17 protein-coding genes are annotated in these 15,924 nt (G+C 67.0%); 13 read left to right on the top strand and 4 right to left on the bottom strand.

Translation table 11 applies throughout. The annotated features are described in order from the left end of the window. Positions 1-14: 14 nt before the first annotated feature. Together KBC94_RS12740 and KBC94_RS12735 are read right to left on the bottom strand one after the other, a co-directional pair. Positions 15-2,882, bottom strand: a complete 2,868-nt coding sequence (locus KBC94_RS12740) for a YjbH domain-containing protein (protein WP_294370522.1) — start codon at positions 2,880-2,882, stop codon at positions 15-17. Positions 2,883-2,977: 95 nt separating this feature from the next. Continuing rightward, entirely contained in the window at positions 2,978-3,691 is a 714-nt protein-coding gene (locus KBC94_RS12735) for a YjbF family lipoprotein (RefSeq protein ID WP_294370521.1), read from the bottom strand. 559 nt (positions 3,692-4,250) lie between these two features. Here KBC94_RS12735 and hisI point away from each other — a divergent pair. From hisI to tatC, 7 genes are all read left to right on the top strand, one after another. After that, complete coding sequence (hisI, locus tag KBC94_RS12730; RefSeq protein WP_294370519.1) at positions 4,251-4,643, top strand: phosphoribosyl-AMP cyclohydrolase; 393 nt, start codon at positions 4,251-4,253, stop codon at positions 4,641-4,643. Next, complete coding sequence (locus KBC94_RS12725; RefSeq protein WP_294370517.1) at positions 4,640-5,044, top strand: phosphoribosyl-ATP diphosphatase; 405 nt, start codon at positions 4,640-4,642, stop codon at positions 5,042-5,044. The genes hisI and KBC94_RS12725 overlap by 4 nt, the downstream gene beginning before the upstream one ends. A 48-nt stretch (positions 5,045-5,092) precedes the next feature. Then, positions 5,093-5,482 carry a hypothetical protein gene (locus KBC94_RS12720; protein WP_234194549.1) on the top strand — a complete coding sequence of 130 codons (390 nt, stop codon included), beginning with the start codon at positions 5,093-5,095 and terminating at the stop codon, positions 5,480-5,482. Between the two features lie 48 nt (positions 5,483-5,530). After that, on the top strand, positions 5,531-5,887 hold the full coding sequence (locus KBC94_RS12715) for a histidine triad nucleotide-binding protein (protein ID WP_294370514.1): 357 nt from the start codon (positions 5,531-5,533) through the stop codon (positions 5,885-5,887). 43 nt (positions 5,888-5,930) lie between these two features. After that, positions 5,931-6,170: a Sec-independent protein translocase subunit TatA gene (gene tatA / locus KBC94_RS12710; protein ID WP_017761020.1), complete on the top strand. Its 240-nt coding sequence runs from the start codon at positions 5,931-5,933 to the stop codon at positions 6,168-6,170. Between the two features lie 35 nt (positions 6,171-6,205). After that, positions 6,206-6,667: a Sec-independent protein translocase protein TatB gene (gene tatB / locus KBC94_RS12705; RefSeq protein ID WP_294370512.1), complete on the top strand. Its 462-nt coding sequence runs from the start codon at positions 6,206-6,208 to the stop codon at positions 6,665-6,667. A gap of 92 nt (positions 6,668-6,759) precedes the next feature. Further along, a complete protein-coding gene (tatC, locus tag KBC94_RS12700; protein ID WP_294370511.1) occupies positions 6,760-7,575 on the top strand; it encodes a twin-arginine translocase subunit TatC in 816 nt (271 codons plus the stop codon). Between the two features lie 127 nt (positions 7,576-7,702). Here tatC and KBC94_RS12695 read toward each other — a convergent pair whose 3' ends face one another. Beyond that, on the bottom strand, positions 7,703-8,860 hold the full coding sequence (locus KBC94_RS12695) for a trypsin-like peptidase domain-containing protein (RefSeq protein WP_294370510.1): 1,158 nt from the start codon (positions 8,858-8,860) through the stop codon (positions 7,703-7,705). 303 nt (positions 8,861-9,163) lie between these two features. On the opposite strand from KBC94_RS12695, the gene KBC94_RS12690 reads away from it, so the two are divergent. From KBC94_RS12690 to pdxA, 3 genes are read left to right on the top strand one after another with little or no spacing between them, the layout of a single operon-like run. Beyond that, positions 9,164-10,477 (top strand): MFS transporter, encoded by a 1,314-nt coding sequence (locus KBC94_RS12690; RefSeq protein ID WP_294370508.1) that lies wholly within the window; start codon positions 9,164-9,166, stop codon positions 10,475-10,477. Continuing rightward, the gene (locus tag KBC94_RS12685; RefSeq protein WP_294370506.1) at positions 10,474-11,238 is read left to right on the top strand and encodes a Nif3-like dinuclear metal center hexameric protein; all 765 of its coding nucleotides are present in this window, start codon (positions 10,474-10,476) and stop codon (positions 11,236-11,238) included. Before KBC94_RS12690 ends, KBC94_RS12685 begins: the two co-directional genes overlap by 4 nt. A gap of 10 nt (positions 11,239-11,248) precedes the next feature. Continuing rightward, positions 11,249-12,301: a 4-hydroxythreonine-4-phosphate dehydrogenase PdxA gene (gene pdxA / locus KBC94_RS12680; RefSeq protein WP_294370504.1), complete on the top strand. Its 1,053-nt coding sequence runs from the start codon at positions 11,249-11,251 to the stop codon at positions 12,299-12,301. Between the two features lie 72 nt (positions 12,302-12,373). On the opposite strand, the gene mscL is transcribed toward pdxA, so the two are convergent. Continuing rightward, a complete protein-coding gene (mscL, locus tag KBC94_RS12675) occupies positions 12,374-12,808 on the bottom strand; it encodes a large conductance mechanosensitive channel protein MscL (RefSeq protein WP_294370502.1) in 435 nt (144 codons plus the stop codon). Between the two features lie 240 nt (positions 12,809-13,048). Between mscL and petA the strand changes: the two genes are divergently transcribed. From petA to KBC94_RS12660, 3 genes are read left to right on the top strand one after another with little or no spacing between them, the layout of a single operon-like run. Further along, positions 13,049-13,669 carry a ubiquinol-cytochrome c reductase iron-sulfur subunit gene (gene petA / locus KBC94_RS12670; protein ID WP_294370499.1) on the top strand — a complete coding sequence of 207 codons (621 nt, stop codon included), beginning with the start codon at positions 13,049-13,051 and terminating at the stop codon, positions 13,667-13,669. A 16-nt stretch (positions 13,670-13,685) separates the two neighbouring features. Beyond that, positions 13,686-15,089 (top strand): cytochrome bc complex cytochrome b subunit, encoded by a 1,404-nt coding sequence (locus tag KBC94_RS12665; RefSeq protein ID WP_294370497.1) that lies wholly within the window; start codon positions 13,686-13,688, stop codon positions 15,087-15,089. Positions 15,090-15,113: 24 nt separating this feature from the next. Beyond that, the gene (locus KBC94_RS12660) at positions 15,114-15,869 is read left to right on the top strand and encodes a cytochrome c1 (RefSeq protein ID WP_017761644.1); all 756 of its coding nucleotides are present in this window, start codon (positions 15,114-15,116) and stop codon (positions 15,867-15,869) included. The last annotated feature ends 55 nt before the right edge of the window (positions 15,870-15,924 follow it).

The following is a 15,924-nucleotide window of genomic DNA, read 5'->3' as shown; positions in this document are numbered from 1 at the left end:
CCGGCACGATGAATTCAGCGCTGGACATCGAAGTCGAGAATGTTGTCTCCCGCACGCGGGCGTGTATCGGGGGGCGGGCCGAAGCTGCGCGAATCCGGGTCACGGGCGTAGGTGAGGTCGTACAGCGTCACGGCGCGGCCCAGGCGCGCGCCGCCGTCGCGGGTCAGCGGCGACCAGTTGAAGCCGATGACGGAGCGGCTGGAGCGGGGCAGCAGCGCGTCCAGCGGGATTGAGATGAAGATGCCCTTGTCGAAGCTGCCTTCGCCGAACTGGGCGGACGAGACGTTGGTCTTGGTGGCGTAGGCGCCCATGGTCAGGCCGTTGTCGAAGCGCTTGGCGATGTCGATCGACACGCCACGGTCTCCGGCGAGGTACTGGCCGGCGCTCAGCCGCACGAGCACACCGTTCCAGCCGGTGTTCCAGTACAGCGACGCATGTCCCGTGTTGACCTGGTAATCGCGCAGCGAGAAGTGCTGTGCGTATTCGCGCTGGCGCACGTGGTTGATGTCGATGCCGAAGGCCAGGCGGCTGCCCCATGGACGGTACAGCCATTCGCCGCCCACGCCCGCGAACATCGATTCGAGGTAGCCGCCATAGACGCTGTAGTACTGGTCGCTGGCCAGCTGGCCGACGTGCGTCAGCTGCAGGTTCGGGACTGTCACCCGGCTGGTCGTCAGGTAGAGCCGCTGGTCCGTGCGCACGCGGGGCAGGTTGCTGGGCGCGTCGTAGGTGAAGCTGTCGTAGTTGTCGGCCAGCCGCAGGTTGACCTGGCCCTGCAGCCAGGTCTGTTGCGTGAAGCGGTACTGGGCATTGGCCTTCGCGCCCAGTTCGACGAGCGCGAAGTTGTTGGGGCCGCCCACCACCTGGCTGAAGTTCGGCGAGATGCTGAAGTTGAAGCGGTCCGCGGGCCGCTCCCAGGCCGTGGCCGTCTCGGCAGGGCCGCCCGAGCCCGTGGCGGGGGGCAACTGTGCCTCGGTGGGTTCGTCCGGCACCGGCGCGTAGTCGCGCTGCGTCACGTCGCGCGCCAGGTGCGGCGGCAGGGGCTGCGCATGCGCCGCGACCCACTCCTCGCGCTGGAAGGCCTGGGCCTGGATCGCGATGCCGCGCTCTTCGTAATGGATGACGAAGGTGCGGATCCCCGCTGGCGCGCTGTGATGCAGCACGGCCACGGCGCGGTCCGAGCGCACCTCCCGGTAGACGGCATCGCTGTCGCTCACCCAAAGGTGCAGCACGTCGTCCTTGGGCGCGATGCGCAGCACGCGCCAGCCCGTCTGCGCCTCGACCTGCTCGGCCGTGCTCGCCCAGCCGGGGGGCTTGGCCGGGGCCTCGGGCATGAAGCGGGGCAGCGGTGGGTCCAGCAGCTTGGGCGTCTGGGCTTCCGCCGCGTTGCCGGACAGGGTGAGGCCGATCATGAACTTGTCGCCCCGCTCGAAGCCGGCGGCGAGGGTGACGTTCTTGTTGAGCTTGTAGGCCAGTCCCACGTTGATGGGGGAGCGGCGCGGCAGCGCGTTGCTGAAGGGTTCGCTCTGGTAGTTGTTGCCGTCGTATTCGATCTTCAGGGTCAGCGGATCCCAGGGCGTGCGCCATTGCACGCCGCCGAACAGGGCGGCCGGGCCGCGGAAGTAGCTGCTCAGGTTGGCCTCGCCGGCCGTGCTGGCCGCGGGCCGCGTCTTGAAGCGATCGCTCAGCAGCGTGAAGGGATTGCTGATGTTGCCGCTCGAGCCCATGTAGCCCCAGCCGATGCCCAGGCTGAAATCCAGGTCGCCCCAGCGCTTGTTGCCGACCAGGTATTCGCTGGAGAACAGGCCCGTGCCGCCGATGTCCCGGAAACCGAGCGACACCTCGGGCAGGTACGTCGATTCACGCATGAGCCTGAACTTGACGTCGATGCTCTTGTCCTTGTAGCTCTGCGTGCTGATGGTGGGGCCGTATTCGCGGTTGGAGATGCTCGTGTAGCGGAAGCCCGCCTCCATCCAGTCGAAGGGCTGGAACATGATGTTCAGCCGGCTGTAGGGCCAGACGGAGCTGTACGACGCGCGGATCTCGCCCGCAGACGCCATGCGTGCCGTGGGCGTCTGCAGCAGGCCGGTCTCGCCCCAGTCGTTGGCGCTGACGTCCAGCGGGCGGGGCAGGGCGCTCGCCACCGCGGGCAGGTTGCCGTCGGCGACGAAGGCGGTCGATGGCCTTGAGGTACCGGCGGGCGGCACCATGGGGCCCTGCCGCGCGGGGGCCGGTCCCTGAGTGGCCAGGAACTTGATGAGCCCTTCAGACGCAGCGACCAGGTCGGCCATTGTGCGCGGAGGGGCCCAGAGCCAGGCGCCCGGCGCCGGCTCCACGCCGGCTTCCGCATTCCAGCCCGCGATGCCGATGCGTGTGGTGCGCCCGTCGGGCTGCGCCAGCCAGGCCCAGTCCGTGCTGCCCATCCGGCCGCAAGCCTGCAGGTAATCGCCCACCCAGCGGCCGCTGGCGTGGGGCACGTGGCAAAGCGTGCCATCCGGCTGGACGACCACCACATCGGCCGTGCGGCCCGTGGGCAGCGCAAAGCGGGCGCGGTCGCGCGCCACCGGGTCCTGTCCCGGATTCACTTCGAGCCAGCGTGGGTCGGTGATGCTCAGCGCTACCCGGCCCGTGGCCGGCAGGCTGTGCAGCCAGACCAGCAGGCGCTGGCGGATCTCCCGGTCCTGCCCCGAGAGCTGGGCGGCGGAGCGCTCCAGGTGGACCAGCAGGACGTTGCGCAGGTATTGCTGCGGCAGCTTCTCCTGCGGCACCAGCCAGGCCAACGCCGGATCGGCAGGCTGGGGCGACTGGCGCAGCAGCCAGTGGCTCAGCCGTTCGCCTTCCAGAGTGGGCAGGGGCGCAGGATCCTCGGCCGGTGGCGCCAAGGGCTGCGCCTGCGCCGCCACAGCGGCGCCGAGCCCGAACGCGGCAAGCAGATGGATCCTGAGGGGATGGAGGCGGAAAGTGCGTTCGCGCGTCTTCATGAGCCGGCAGATGTCGGCGTGGCTGTCGCTGAGGGCGCACTCCACCGCTCGAAGGTGTAGCAGGCCTCGGCACTCAGACATTGCTCCGAGTACACGACCGACGGCGAACCGTTCGCCGTCATGGCAATCCCGAATCTGGCGGGAGGCAGCATAGGGCCGGGGGATGTTGATTCGGTGACTTGTTCTTCGAACCACTTCAGCGAAGCGGCACGCGCGCCCTGCAGGGCTGCGGGCGTGTAGCTTGCCAGCGGCGTAACGCGCACGGTTTCGCGGATGTTCGAGTGGTAGCCCGGCATGACGTCGCGCACACGCAGATAGCTGCCGGCGGTCTGTGCCTGCGCCCCTGCCGGCCAGAGCGGGAGCCGCTCCACCTGGGCGCGCCGCCAGTCCGGATTCAACCCGGTGGTGCCGACGACCCGGCCATCCAGGAGGCGGACGACTTCGCCGTCGCCGCTGTACCACACCTCGACCAAGCCTTGCGGCGTGGGATCGAGGTAGCCCAGCACCATGTAGACGGCGGTGCCGGCATGCGTCACGCGCAGGTAGCGAAAGGCCGGGTTGAAGACGGCAGGCTGTTGGTCCCGGATGCCGCCGGCCGTGCGGTCATACAAAAGCCGGGCACTGTCGCCCAGCGCTGCACTGCCGGTACTGCAGCCTCCCACCAACGCCGTTGCCAGAACGCAACAAAGCAGCCTCAGATGGAGATGCATCGAAGGCTGCCGCCGCGTGGAAGAGCGCACCCCTCGGCCACGAAGGGTGCCGGGGCTCACCGGCTCGTGGTACCGGTGGTGCCCGTCGTGCCAGTGGTGCCGGTGCCGGGGAAGACACCGGCGTTACCGCCGTCGCTGCCGCCGCCGGCCGCTGCGCCAATGGCCAAGGCGCCAGCCAGGCCAGCCACGGCGAGACCCGCAGCGCCCAGGCCACCTGCAGCCGCGCCCGTAGCGCCGGCCGCACCAGCGGTCCCGCCGCCGGCTGCGCCACCGGCGCCACCTGCCCCACCGCCAGCGCCGGGCGTCGCCTCGGCGGGCGTCGAAGACGGCGGAGGAGGCGTCTGGGCAGAGGCGATCATGGGTGCGGACACCAGGGCGGCCGCAGCGACCATCGAAACGAAACGAGCAAAGTTCATGGCACTTCCCCAAAAAGCCTGTGTGGCCAATATGCCAGCCGCGCCCAAGGCGCACCTGACCCAAAATGTTTCCCGAAGTTTAACGGCCGTGGCCGCGGAAGGCCATTTTTTGTTGCAGTGCAGCTGGGTAACAATCTGTCCCCATGACCACATGGATCGATGAAGTGAGCTGGGACGCCGCGGGGCTGGTGCCCGTGATCGCCCAGGAACACGGTTCCAAGGACATCCTGATGTTTGCCTGGATGAACCGCGAGGCCCTTGCCAAGACCGTGGAGTTGGGGCGCGCCGTGTATTTCAGCCGCTCGCGCGGCAGGCTCTGGTTCAAGGGCGAAGAGTCCGGCCACATCCAGCGAGTGCATGAGGTGCGGCTGGACTGCGACAACGACGTCGTCCTGCTGTCGGTGACGCAGGAAGGGCATGATCCCGGCATTGCCTGTCACACCGGCCGTCATAGTTGTTTCTTCCAAAAGTATTCTGATGGGCGGTGGGTGGCCGTCGAACCGGTGTTGAAGGACCCGACCTCGATCTACAAATGACTGTTTCCGATTCCTCCGACCCGATGCCTGCCTCCCCGACGCTCGACATCCTGGAGCGCCTTGCCGCGGTGATCGACAGCCGCCGGCCCGCCGCGGGCGGCGATCCGAGCACCAGCTATGTCGCCCGACTGCTTCACAAGGGCCCCGATGGCTTTCTCAAGAAGGTGGGCGAAGAGGCCACGGAGGTGGTCATGGCCTGCAAGGACGCCGACCACGGCGCACCGCGGGAAAAAATAGTGAACGAAGTGGCCGACCTGTGGTTCCACTGCATGGTGGCGCTGGCCCATTACGGGCTCTCGCCCCGGGACGTGGCGGCCGAACTGGCGCGCCGCGAAGGGATGAGTGGCATCGAGGAAAAGGCCCTGCGCAAGGCGCAGGCCCGCGAGGCGGCGGGTGATTGACGCCTCGGCCCGCGCCGCAGGCGCTTCGACATCCAGCTGGAGGAATCCATGAGCAAGGACATCATCGACGTGGGCGGCAGCGATTCGCTGCGCGCCGTGGGCTGGGTGAGCTATGTGCTGCACCTCATCGTCGCCATCGCGGCCGTTGTGCCGGGCGCCCAGGTGTCGGTGCTGCTGTTGCTCATTGCCCTGCTGATCGACTTTGTCAAACGCGACGATGCGGCCGGCACCTGGCAGGCCTCGCACTTCACGTGGCGCATCCGGTCGGTGCTGTGGGCGGGACTGCTCTACGTCCTGACCTCGTGGCTCTGGCTGCTCTTTCTCGTGCCCGGATGGATCGCCTGGAGCCTGATCTCGCTGTGGTTCCTGTACCGCATCGTCAAGGGCATGGTCCGGATGAATGCCGGGCGCCCCATGGACACTGCGGCTGCCGCGTGACCGCCAGCTCACCTTTCTGCGTTCCCCTCCCCTAAAAGACCCAATCGAATGGCTGAGCCCGACTGCATCTTCTGCAAGATCGTCGAAGGAAAGATTCCTTCGCGGAAGGTGTACGAAGACGACGACCTGTATGCTTTCCACGACATCTCGCCGTGGGCGCCTGTGCATTTCCTGATCGTGCCGAAGCGGCACATCGCTTCGATGGCGCACCTCACGTCCGAGGACGAGTCGTTGATGGGCCGCATCATGACTCTGGCGCCCCGTCTGGCCCTGGAGCAGGGTTGTGGCGCCTATCCCGAGGGTGGCTTCCGCGTGGTGGTGAACACCGGCAAGGAAGGCGGGCAGGAGGTGCACCATCTCCATGTCCACGTCATGGGCGGTCCGCGTCCCTGGCTCAAGGGCTGAGCCCGTCCGCAGTCTAAAATTTGAACATTGTTAGGAGTCTTCCATGGGTTCGTTTTCCATCTGGCACTGGCTGATCGTGCTGCTCATCGTGGTCATGGTCTTCGGGACCAAGAAGCTGAAGAACATCGGTTCGGACCTCGGCGGCGCCGTCAAGGGCTTCAAGGACGGTATGAAGGACGGATCGTCCGACGCCCCCGCCGCAGGGACGCCCACGCAGCAGGTGACCGGCCAGCCCTCGGCCGACAAGTCCACCATCGACGTCGAGGCGCGTCAGAAGTCCTGAGTGCTGCGCGCAATTCCTGAGCGAGGGGCACGCCGGTGATCGATCTGGGCATTTCGAAGATGGCGCTGATCGGCGCCGTTGCACTGGTCGTGATCGGCCCCGAGAAGCTGCCGCGCGTGGCGCGGACGGTCGGCACGCTGCTCGGCAAGGCGCAGCGCTACGTCAACGACGTCAAGGCGGAGGTCAACCGCTCCATGGAGCTGGATGAGCTGCGCAAGATGAAGGACAGCGTCGAAGGCGCGGCGCGCGACGTGGAGCAGAGCATCCGCGACGGCGCGCAGGACGTGCACAACGACCTCTCCGGCCTGGACACCGTCACGCCGGCCACCTCTTACGAGGCGGCGCCGGTCTACCCCGTCTACCGCCATCCGAAGAAGAACTGGCGCCTCAAGCAGGGCGCCGTTCCAACCTGGTACAAGGCGCGCAACAAGGTTCGCACCCGCGCGCAGTCCGGAGCCGCTCGCGTGGCCCGTCATCGGCCACGGCCCGGCGCCTGAGCCGCGGAAGCCTGCACGGTACATCCTGGCTCCGCGGCTTTTTTCCTTTCCGTTCATTTGTGCGCCCGAATCCGGCCACGCGGTGACCTCTGATGGCTGAATCTCCCTCCCACGACAAAGAAGACGAGCTTGCAGGCACGGAGCAGCCATTCGTTGCCCACCTGACGGAGCTGCGCGACCGGCTCCTCTACTGCATCTACGGCATCGCACTGGCGGCGGCATTGCTGGCGCTCTGGCCGGGGCCCGGAGGCCTGATCGACTGGATCGCCATGCCCATCAAGGCGCACATGCCGCCCGATGCCAAGCTGATCGCGGTTGGTGTGTTCTCCCCCTTCTTCGTGCCGCTGAAGGTGCTGGCCATGGCAGCCGTGCTGCTGGCGCTGCCTTGGCTCATGTATCAGGTCTGGGCCTTCGTGGCGCCGGGCCTCTACAGCCATGAGAAGCGCTTTGCCCTGCCGCTGATCATCTTCGGCAGCTTCCTGGCCTATGCGGGCATCGCCTTCGTGCAGTTCTTCGTGCTGGACAAGATGTTCGCCTTCATCCAGCGCTTCACACCGGCCTCGGTCGCGGCCACGCCCGACATTTCTTCGTACGTGGAGTCCATCCTTTCGCTGTACATCGCCTTCGGCCTCGCGTTCCAGGTGCCGATCGTGGTGATGCTGCTGGTGCGGTTCGAGATGGTGACCATCGAGAAGCTGCGCAGCTTCCGTGGCTACTTCATCGTGCTGTCTTTCGTGGTGGCCGCGGTGGTCACGCCGCCCGACGTCATCTCGCAATTGGCGCTGGCCGTGCCAATGTGCGTGCTGTACGAGATCGGCATCGTCGCCGCGCGGTACTTCGCCAACGCCACGCGGGCACCCGAAGAGACCGAGGCCGCGAGCGAAGAAGCGAAGTCGGCGGGACAGTAAAGTAAGCAAGCGCGGACCTGGCGCGCACGGCTGTTGTCCAGGCGAGGAGCGCGTTTCTCGCGCAGGCGACCCCAAGGGCCTCCGCGCATGCGCGGAGGCCCAATCGTCTGGCCAGGATTTGCCTGCGCTACTCGGCCTGGCGCCGCCGCACCGGCGTGGCCGGCCTTGTTCCGGCGGTGACGTCGACCTCGATCCGGTCGTTGCCGCGCTGAACCTGGAAGCGGCTGGCCGTGCCCGGCTTGAGCCCGGCCACGGCGGTCAGCAGTTCCTGCACGTTGCCGATGGCCTTGTCGCCCACACCGGTGATCACGTCGCCCGGCCGGATGCCGGCCTGCGCAGCGGGCGCGTTCTGCAGCACGCCGGTGATGATCACGCCCTGGGTCGCCTTGACGCCGAAGGTCTCGGCCATCTCGGGCGTGAGCGTGGCGGGCTCCACGCCGATCCATCCGCGGGTGACGCGGCCATCCTTCACGATGCCCTCGAGCACCTGCTTGGCCGTGGACACGGGAATGGCGAAGCCGATGCCCATGCTGCCGCCCGAGCGCGAATAGATGGCGGTGTTGATGCCCTGCAGATTGCCCTCGGTGTCGATCAGCGCGCCGCCGGAGTTGCCGGGGTTGATGGCGGCATCCGTCTGGATGAAGTTCTCGAAGGTGTTGATGCCGAGCTGGTTGCGGCCCAGTGCCGAGACGATGCCGCTGGTCACCGTCTGCCCGACGCCGAAGGGATTGCCGATGGCCAGCACCTGGTCGCCCACGAGGAGCGCATCCGAGTTGCCGAGCACGATCACCGGCAGCTTGTCCAGCGCGATGCGGATGACCGCCAGGTCGGTGTCGGGGTCTGTGCCGATCAGGCGGCCGCTCGCGTGCCGGCCGTCGTTCAGGGTGACCTCGATCTCGTCGGCGCCCTCGACCACATGGTTGTTGGTCAGGATGTAGCCGTCCGCGCTGACGATCACGCCGCTGCCCAGGCCGACCTGGGGCTGTTCGTTGTCCTGGTCGCCGAAGAAGAAACGGAACCAGGGATCGTTCGAGCGCGGATGCCGCGGCGCTGCCTTGCTGGTGTTGATGCTGACGACCGCGGGCGCCGCCTTCTGCGCGGCGGCCGCAAAGCTGCCGGGCGCCGGCGCGGTGGGTGCCGAGGCGGGCGCCTCGATGATGGAGACGACGCCGCCCAGCGAGGTGCTGCCCCGCCGGACCCATTCGGGCTTGAGGGTGGCGACGACGAAATAGCCCGCGAGCAGGACGGTCACGGCCTGGGCAAAGAGCAGCCAGATGCGCTTCATGAGGAGAGAGGAGGGGTGCTGTGGCAGAGGGAAGGCGGAGGGGTCCGCCGGCCCGGAATTGTCTCCCAACGGTCGGAGCCGACTTTTGATTCGACGTCGGACAAGACCCCGTTGCGGCTCGAGGCCAGGGGTAAACCCTAAAATCTCCGGTCTTGGCCTATCCGGCCGCCCCGACAGTGGCCTGCGCAATCCATCCGGTTGTCTGTGTCTCACGCCTGTCGACGCCCTCGCTGTCTTCCCTCACCTTCCGTGTCCCGTGTCGGACGCGCCGGCCGGCGGCCGTCTCCGCTGCATTGCTCTGTCATGTCCTCTGCATTCCCTTCCGCCGGTCCGCGTGCCCTCACCGCGCGCGACTACAAGACACTCGCCCTTTCGGCGCTGGGCGGCACGCTCGAGTTCTACGATTTCGTCATCTACGTCTTCTTTGCCACGGTCATCGGGGCGTTGTTCTTCCCTGCGGAGATGCCCGACTGGCTGCGGCAGCTGCAGACCTTCGGCATCTTTGCGGCGGGGTACCTGGCCCGGCCGGTCGGTGGCATCGTCATCGCCCACTTCGGCGATCTGCTGGGCCGCAAGCGGATGTTCTCGCTGTCGATCTTCCTGATGGCGGTGCCGACGCTGGTGATCGGCCTGCTGCCCACCTACGCGGCGATCGGTGTGGCCGCCCCGTTGCTGTTGCTGCTCATGCGTGTGCTGCAGGGCGCCGCGATCGGCGGTGAGATGCCGGGCGCCTGGGTCTTCATCGGCGAGCATGTGCCGGCCCAGCGCTACGGGCTGGGCGTGGGCACGCTCACGGCCGGCATCACTGGCGGCATCCTGCTCGGGTCTCTGGTGGCAGTGGCCATCAACACCCACTACGTTCCGGCGGAGGTGAGCGACTTCGCTTGGCGCATTCCCTTCATCCTGGGTGGCGTGTTCGGCCTGGTGTCGGTGTACCTGCGGCGCTTCCTGCACGAGACGCCGGTGTTCCAGGAACTGGCCCAGCGGCGCAATGTGGCGGCCGAACTGCCCCTCAAGACGATCGTGCGCGACCACCGCGGCCCCGTCTTCTTCGTGGCACTGCTGACCTGGGTGCTGTCCGCCGCCATCGTGGTGGTGGTGCTGTACACGCCCACCTACCTGCAGAAGGTGCACCACATTCCTGCGGCCATCGCGCTGGAGGCCAACGCCCTGGCCACGCTGACGCTGACGCTGGGCTGTGTGATCGTCGGCTGGGCCTGCGACCGCTTCGGCACCAGGCCGACCATGCTGGTCGGCTGGGCCGGTCTGTTCATTACGGCCTATCTCTTCTACACCGGCCTGCCGGGCACCACCGCCTCGCTCTTCTGGCACTACGGGCTGGTCGGCCTGTTCGTGGGCACCATCGCGACGGTGCCGATCGCCGGGGTGCGCGCCTTTCCGGCGCCGGTGCGCTTCTCCGGCCTGTCGTTTGCCTACAACATGTCGTACGCCATCTTCGGCGGGCTGACGCCCGTGATCTTGACGCTCTGGCTGCAGCGCGACCTGATGGCGCCCGCCCACTATGTCGGTGCGCTCGCGCTGCTGGGCTTCGTGCTGGCCTGGTTGCCGCTGGCCGCGCGCGGCCATGCCATGCGGCCCGCGACAATGCGCGCATGAGCATCACGCGATCCGCCCTGCTGCACGCCTTCGACGAGCTGCTGTCGCCCGAACGGTTCAAGGACTACGGGCCCAACGGCCTGCAGGTGGAAGGGCGGGGCGAGATCCGCAAGATCGTCTCCGGCGTGACTGCCAGCCGCGCCTTCATCGAGGCGGGCATCGCGGCAGGTGCGGACGCCTTGTTCGTCCACCACGGCCTGTTCTGGCGCGGCCAGGACGGGCGGGTGACCGGCTGGATGCGCCAGCGGCTCGGCCTGCTGATCGGCCATGACGTCAATCTCTTTGCCTATCACCTGCCGCTGGACGCCCATGCCGAATTGGGAAACAACGCGCAGTTGGGCAGGCAACTGGGGCTCGTCCCCCAGCATCAGCGATTCGGCGACCAGGACCTGGGCTGGCTCGGCGCGCCGGGCGCGGGGCTGCAGTTCGAGAGCGCGCAGCAACTGGCCCTGCACATCGAGGCACGGCTGGAGCGGCGCGTCACCGCCATTCCCGGCGACGGCCGGCCGTTGCAGCGCATCGCGTGGTGCACGGGCGGCGCGCAGGGCTTCTTCGAGGCGGCCATCGCCGCCGGGGCCGATGCCTTCATCACCGGCGAGATCTCCGAGCCCCAGGCGCACTACGCCCGGGAGTCGGGCGTGGCCTTCCTTGCCTGCGGTCACCATGCCACCGAGCGCTACGGCGCCCCCGCCGTTGCCGCGCATGTCGCGGCGCAATTCGGATTGGCGCATGAGTTCATCGACATCGACAACCCTGCCTGAGCCGTTCGCCATGCGTGCCCCCGATGCTTCTTCCGTCCTGGCGCTTACCCAGGGAGACCCGGCGGGCATCGGTCCGGAGATCATCGTGCGTGCCTGGCAGGAGGCGCCGGATGCGCTGCGGCATTGCTTCGTCGCCGGCGATGTCGCCGTGATGCGCCGTGCTGCCCGATTGATGGCCGGTCCGCAGGGCCTGGCCTGGCCCGTCGCGCAGATCGAGCGGCCGGCCGACGCGTGGGCCATGCCGCCTCGATGCATTCCCGTGCTGCAGGTCGGCGCATCGCTGGTGCCGCCAGACTATGGCCGCATCACGGCCGAAGCGGGCCGCAGCGCGGGCACTGCCGTCGAATGGGCAGCGCGCGCCGCGCTGCGCCGGGAGATCGCGGCCATGGTGACGGCCCCCCTGCACAAGGAGGCGTTGTCTGCGGCCGGCTACGGTTTTCCGGGCCACACCGAACTGCTCCAGGCCGAGGCCGCGGCCTTCCGGGGCGTGGGCATCGAGGAGGTTCCGGTGCGGATGATGCTGGCCAACGACGAACTGCGCACCGTGCTGGTCAGCATCCATGTGTCGCTGCGGGAGGCCATCGATCGCCTGAGCCGCGGCGGCGTGCTGCAGACGCTGCGCATCACGCATGCGTCGTTGGCCCGCATGCTGGGCCGCGTGCCACGCATCGCCGTGGCGGGCCTCAATCCGCATGCCGGGGAGGGCGGCCTGTTCGGCCGGGAGGAAATCGAGCGGATCGCCCCGGCGGTGGCCGACGCGCGCGCCGAGGGCATCGAGGCCTTCGGCCCCTTCGCGCCGGACACGGTGTTCATGAGGGCTCGACGCCAGCCGGGCCAGGCCGCAGGCGAGTTCGACGCCGTGATCGCGATGTACCACGATCAGGGGCTCATCCCGGTGAAGTACCTCGGCGTGGAGACCGGCGTCAACGTGACGCTGGGCCTGCCCTTCGTGCGAACCAGCCCAGACCACGGCACCGCCTTCGACATCGCTGGCCAGGGCGTCGCGAAGGCCGACAGCCTGATCGCCGCCGTGCGGATGGCGCGAAGCCTGGCCGGCTGCTGAGCGGGCTGCCGGCGAACGGCGTACTGCGCCGACGGCCCCGGCGCCGCCCGCTGCGCAGGGGCGGGTGGATGTTCAGCGGCGTGCGAGGCTGTCGCGGATCTCGCGCAGCAGCACGATGTCTTCCGGCGGCGCGGCAGGCGCGGCGGCGGCCGGTTCCGCCTTTTCGCGGCGCAGCCTGTTGATCTGCTTGACCATCATGAAGATCACGAAGGCCAGGATCACGAAGTTGACGACGATCGTCAGGAAGTTGCCGTAGGCCAGGACGGGAACACCGGCTTTCTTGAGATCGGCCAAGGTATTGGTCACGCCCGCAGGTATCGTGCCGAGCACGACGTAGAGGTTGGAGAAATCGAGTCGGCCGAAGACCAGCCCCACCAGCGGCATGATCACGTCGCCGACCAGCGAATCGACGATCTTTCCGAATGCGCCGCCGATGATCACGCCCACGGCCAGATCGACCACATTGCCCTTGACCGCAAATTCGCGGAACTCGCTGAAAAAGCTCATGAAAAGTTTCTCCTTTCCCATGTGTGTTAACACTTTAGGGGAAAGTATAGAGAGTCGGACGGGCGTCGAGCCCGACGGCATGATGGCTCCGATCCGCGGTTGTCGGGCCTTTTCCTGCCTCTTGGCGGACGGCCGCGACGGCTTGGATATCGGGGGTGTCCCGCGTTGAAGCAGCGAAAACCCCTCCGCTAAAATTGTTTGTTGACCCGGCACAGCCCACAAGTACATCGAGGAACCCCCATGAGTGATATCCCGGTCGGCCCGAAACGGGTCGACGCCAGCAAGCGGACCTGGCTGATTGCATCCGGCTGTGCCGGCGCTGTGGGTGGGGTTGCCACAGCGATTCCCTTCGTGAGCACCTTCCAGCCGTCCGAAAAAGCCAAGGCGGCCGGCGCGCCGGTCGAGGTCGACATCGGCGGCCTGCAGGTCGGCGAAAAGATCACGGTCGAATGGCGTGGCAAGCCCGTCTGGATCCTCAAGCGCTCGCCCGCGCAGATCGCCGAGTTGCCCAAGCTGGATCCGCTGCTCGCCGATCCGCTGTCCAAGCGCAATCCGTCCGAATTCACGCCCAAGTACGCCCAGAACGAGAACCGCTCGATCAAGCCGGAGGTGCTGGTCGTGGTCGGCATCTGCACCCACCTGGGCTGCTCGCCCACCGACAAGCTGCAGGCGGGTCCTCAGCCCTCGCTGCCCGACGACTGGCAGGGCGGTTTCCTCTGCCCCTGCCACGGCTCGACCTTCGATCTGGCCGGCCGCGTGTTCAAGAACAAGCCCGCGCCCGACAACCTGCCCGTTCCGCCGCACAGGTACCTGTCGGAAACGCGCCTGTTGATCGGCGAAGACGGCAACGCCAACGCCTGAGCGGGAGGAGACACCCATGGCCGAATTCAAGGACATCTCGCCCAACGCGCCCGCCGGCGCCAAGCTGGGCAACTGGCTGCACAACCGCTTCCCGACCGCCTTCGACGCCTACCGCGTCCACATGTCGGAGTACTACGCGCCGAAGAATTTCAACTTCTGGTACATCTTCGGCTCGCTGGCGCTGCTGGTGCTGGTCATCCAGATCGTGACCGGCATCTTCCTGGTGATGCACTACAAGCCCGATGCGACCCAGGCCTTCGCCTCGGTCGAGTACATCATGCGCGACGTGCCCTGGGGCTGGCTGATCCGCTACATGCACTCCACCGGCGCCTCGGCCTTCTTCGTGGTGGTGTATCTCCACATGTTCCGCGGCCTGCTGTACGGCAGTTACCGCAAGCCGCGCGAGCTGGTCTGGATCTTCGGCTGCGCGATCTTCCTGTGCCTGATGGCCGAGGCCTTCATGGGCTACCTGCTGCCCTGGGGCCAGATGTCCTACTGGGGCGCGCAGGTGATCGTGAACCTGTTCTCCGCGATTCCCTTCATCGGACCCGACCTGGCGCTGCTGATCCGTGGCGACTATGTGGTGAGCGACGCCACCCTCAACCGCTTCTTCAGCTTCCACGTGATCGCGGTGCCGCTGGTGCTGCTGGGCCTGGTGGTGGCGCACCTGCTGGCGCTGCACGACGTGGGTTCCAACAACCCCGACGGCATCGAGATCAAGGCCAACAAGGACGCGCAGGGCCGGCCGCTGGACGGCATCCCGTTCCACCCGTACTACACGGTGCACGACATCTTCGCGGTCGTGATGTTCCTGATCGTGTTCACGGCGGTGATCTTCTTCGCGCCGGAAATGGGCGGCTACTTCCTGGAGTACAACAACTTCATCCCGGCCGATCCGCTCAAGACGCCCAACCACATCGCCCCGGTCTGGTACTTCACGCCCTTCTATTCGATGCTGCGTGCCATCACCAGCGAGATGATGTACGCGCTCATCGCCTGCGTCGTCGGTGCCGCGGTGTTCGGCGTCTGGAAGACGCGCATGGCCAGCGTTGCCAAGATCGCCGTGGTGGTGGCGGCCGTCATCGCCTGCGCGATGATGCTGTCCATCGACGCCAAGTTCTGGGGCGTGGTCGTCATGGGCGGCGCCGTGATCATCCTGTTCTTCCTGCCCTGGCTGGACAAGAGCCCGGTGAAGTCGATCCGCTACCGTCCTTCCTGGCACAAGTACCTCTACGGCGTGTTCGTCGTCGTCTTCGTGGTGCTGGCCTATCTGGGTGTGCAGCCGCCGTCCCCCCTCGGCGAGCGTGTGTCGCAGGTCGGTACCCTGTTCTATTTCGGCTTCTTCCTGCTCATGCCGTGGTGGACCCGCCTGGGCGAGTTCAAGCCCGTGCCCGAGCGCGTGACCTTTGCCGCGCACTGACCGAGCCGCCGGAGAAGCATCCCCATGAAGAAACTGATCCTCTCGTTGATGATGGCGCTGGGCCTTGCCACGGGCGCCCTGGCGGCCGAAGGCGGCATCGCCTGGGACAAGGCGCCGGTGCGCACCAATGACCTGGCTTCGCTGCAGAACGGCGCCAAGCTTTTCGTCAATTACTGCCTCAACTGCCACTCGGCCGCCTTCATGCGCTACAACCGCCTGCAGGACATCGGCCTCTCCGAACAGCAGATCAAGGACAATCTGCTGTTCACCACCGAAAAGGTGGGTGACACGATGAAGGCCAACATCGATGCCCGACAGGCCAAGGAATGGTTCGGCGGCACCCCGCCCGACCTCACTTTGGTGGCGCGTTCGCGCGCAGGTCACAATGGCACCGGTGCCGACTACCTCTACACCTACCTGCGCACCTACTACCGCGACGACACCAAGGCAACCGGCTGGAACAACCTTGCCTTCCCGAGCGTGGGCATGCCCAACGTGCTGTGGGAATTGCAAGGCGAGCGCCGCCCGGTCTATGACAAGGTGGAGCAGCACGGCCACGAAACCGAGGTGCTCAAGGGCTGGGAGCAGGTCAAGCCGGGCAAGATGACGCCCCTGCAGTTCGACCAGGCCGTTGGCGACCTGGTCAATTACCTGCAGTGGATGGCAGAGCCCGCGCAGAACACCCGCGTGCGCGTCGGCGTGTGGGTGTTGCTGTTCCTGGCGGTGTCGCTGGTCTTCGTCTGGCGTCTCAATGCCGCGTTCTGGAAGGACGTGAAGTAGAGAGAACGCGGACGGCGTGGCCCGGGCTTGCCGGGTGCGTGAACGTACAGAGTGG

The organism is Pseudacidovorax sp. (genome assembly GCF_017991995.1).
In the GTDB taxonomy this organism is placed as follows: domain Bacteria; phylum Pseudomonadota; class Gammaproteobacteria; order Burkholderiales; family Burkholderiaceae_C; genus Xenophilus.
This window is presented reverse-complemented; position numbering and strand designations above follow the sequence as displayed.

What these genes read in the sequence shown, in the direction of transcription:
- KBC94_RS12735 (WP_294370521.1), bottom strand. Translation starts at nt 3,691, where the DNA reads ATGCATCTCCATCTGAGGCTGCTTTGTTGCGTTCTGGCAACGGCGTTG.
- hisI (WP_294370519.1), top strand. Translation starts at nt 4,251, where the DNA reads ATGACCACATGGATCGATGAAGTGAGCTGGGACGCCGCGGGGCTGGTG.
- KBC94_RS12725 (WP_294370517.1), top strand. Translation starts at nt 4,640, where the DNA reads ATGACTGTTTCCGATTCCTCCGACCCGATGCCTGCCTCCCCGACGCTC.
- KBC94_RS12720 (WP_234194549.1), top strand. Translation starts at nt 5,093, where the DNA reads ATGAGCAAGGACATCATCGACGTGGGCGGCAGCGATTCGCTGCGCGCC.
- KBC94_RS12715 (WP_294370514.1), top strand. Translation starts at nt 5,531, where the DNA reads ATGGCTGAGCCCGACTGCATCTTCTGCAAGATCGTCGAAGGAAAGATT.
- tatA (WP_017761020.1), top strand. Translation starts at nt 5,931, where the DNA reads ATGGGTTCGTTTTCCATCTGGCACTGGCTGATCGTGCTGCTCATCGTG.
- tatC (WP_294370511.1), top strand. Translation starts at nt 6,760, where the DNA reads ATGGCTGAATCTCCCTCCCACGACAAAGAAGACGAGCTTGCAGGCACG.
- KBC94_RS12695 (WP_294370510.1), bottom strand. Translation starts at nt 8,860, where the DNA reads ATGAAGCGCATCTGGCTGCTCTTTGCCCAGGCCGTGACCGTCCTGCTC.
- KBC94_RS12690 (WP_294370508.1), top strand. Translation starts at nt 9,164, where the DNA reads ATGTCCTCTGCATTCCCTTCCGCCGGTCCGCGTGCCCTCACCGCGCGC.
- KBC94_RS12685 (WP_294370506.1), top strand. Translation starts at nt 10,474, where the DNA reads ATGAGCATCACGCGATCCGCCCTGCTGCACGCCTTCGACGAGCTGCTG.
- pdxA (WP_294370504.1), top strand. Translation starts at nt 11,249, where the DNA reads ATGCGTGCCCCCGATGCTTCTTCCGTCCTGGCGCTTACCCAGGGAGAC.
- mscL (WP_294370502.1), bottom strand. Translation starts at nt 12,808, where the DNA reads ATGAGCTTTTTCAGCGAGTTCCGCGAATTTGCGGTCAAGGGCAATGTG.
- petA (WP_294370499.1), top strand. Translation starts at nt 13,049, where the DNA reads ATGAGTGATATCCCGGTCGGCCCGAAACGGGTCGACGCCAGCAAGCGG.
- KBC94_RS12665 (WP_294370497.1), top strand. Translation starts at nt 13,686, where the DNA reads ATGGCCGAATTCAAGGACATCTCGCCCAACGCGCCCGCCGGCGCCAAG.
- KBC94_RS12660 (WP_017761644.1), top strand. Translation starts at nt 15,114, where the DNA reads ATGAAGAAACTGATCCTCTCGTTGATGATGGCGCTGGGCCTTGCCACG.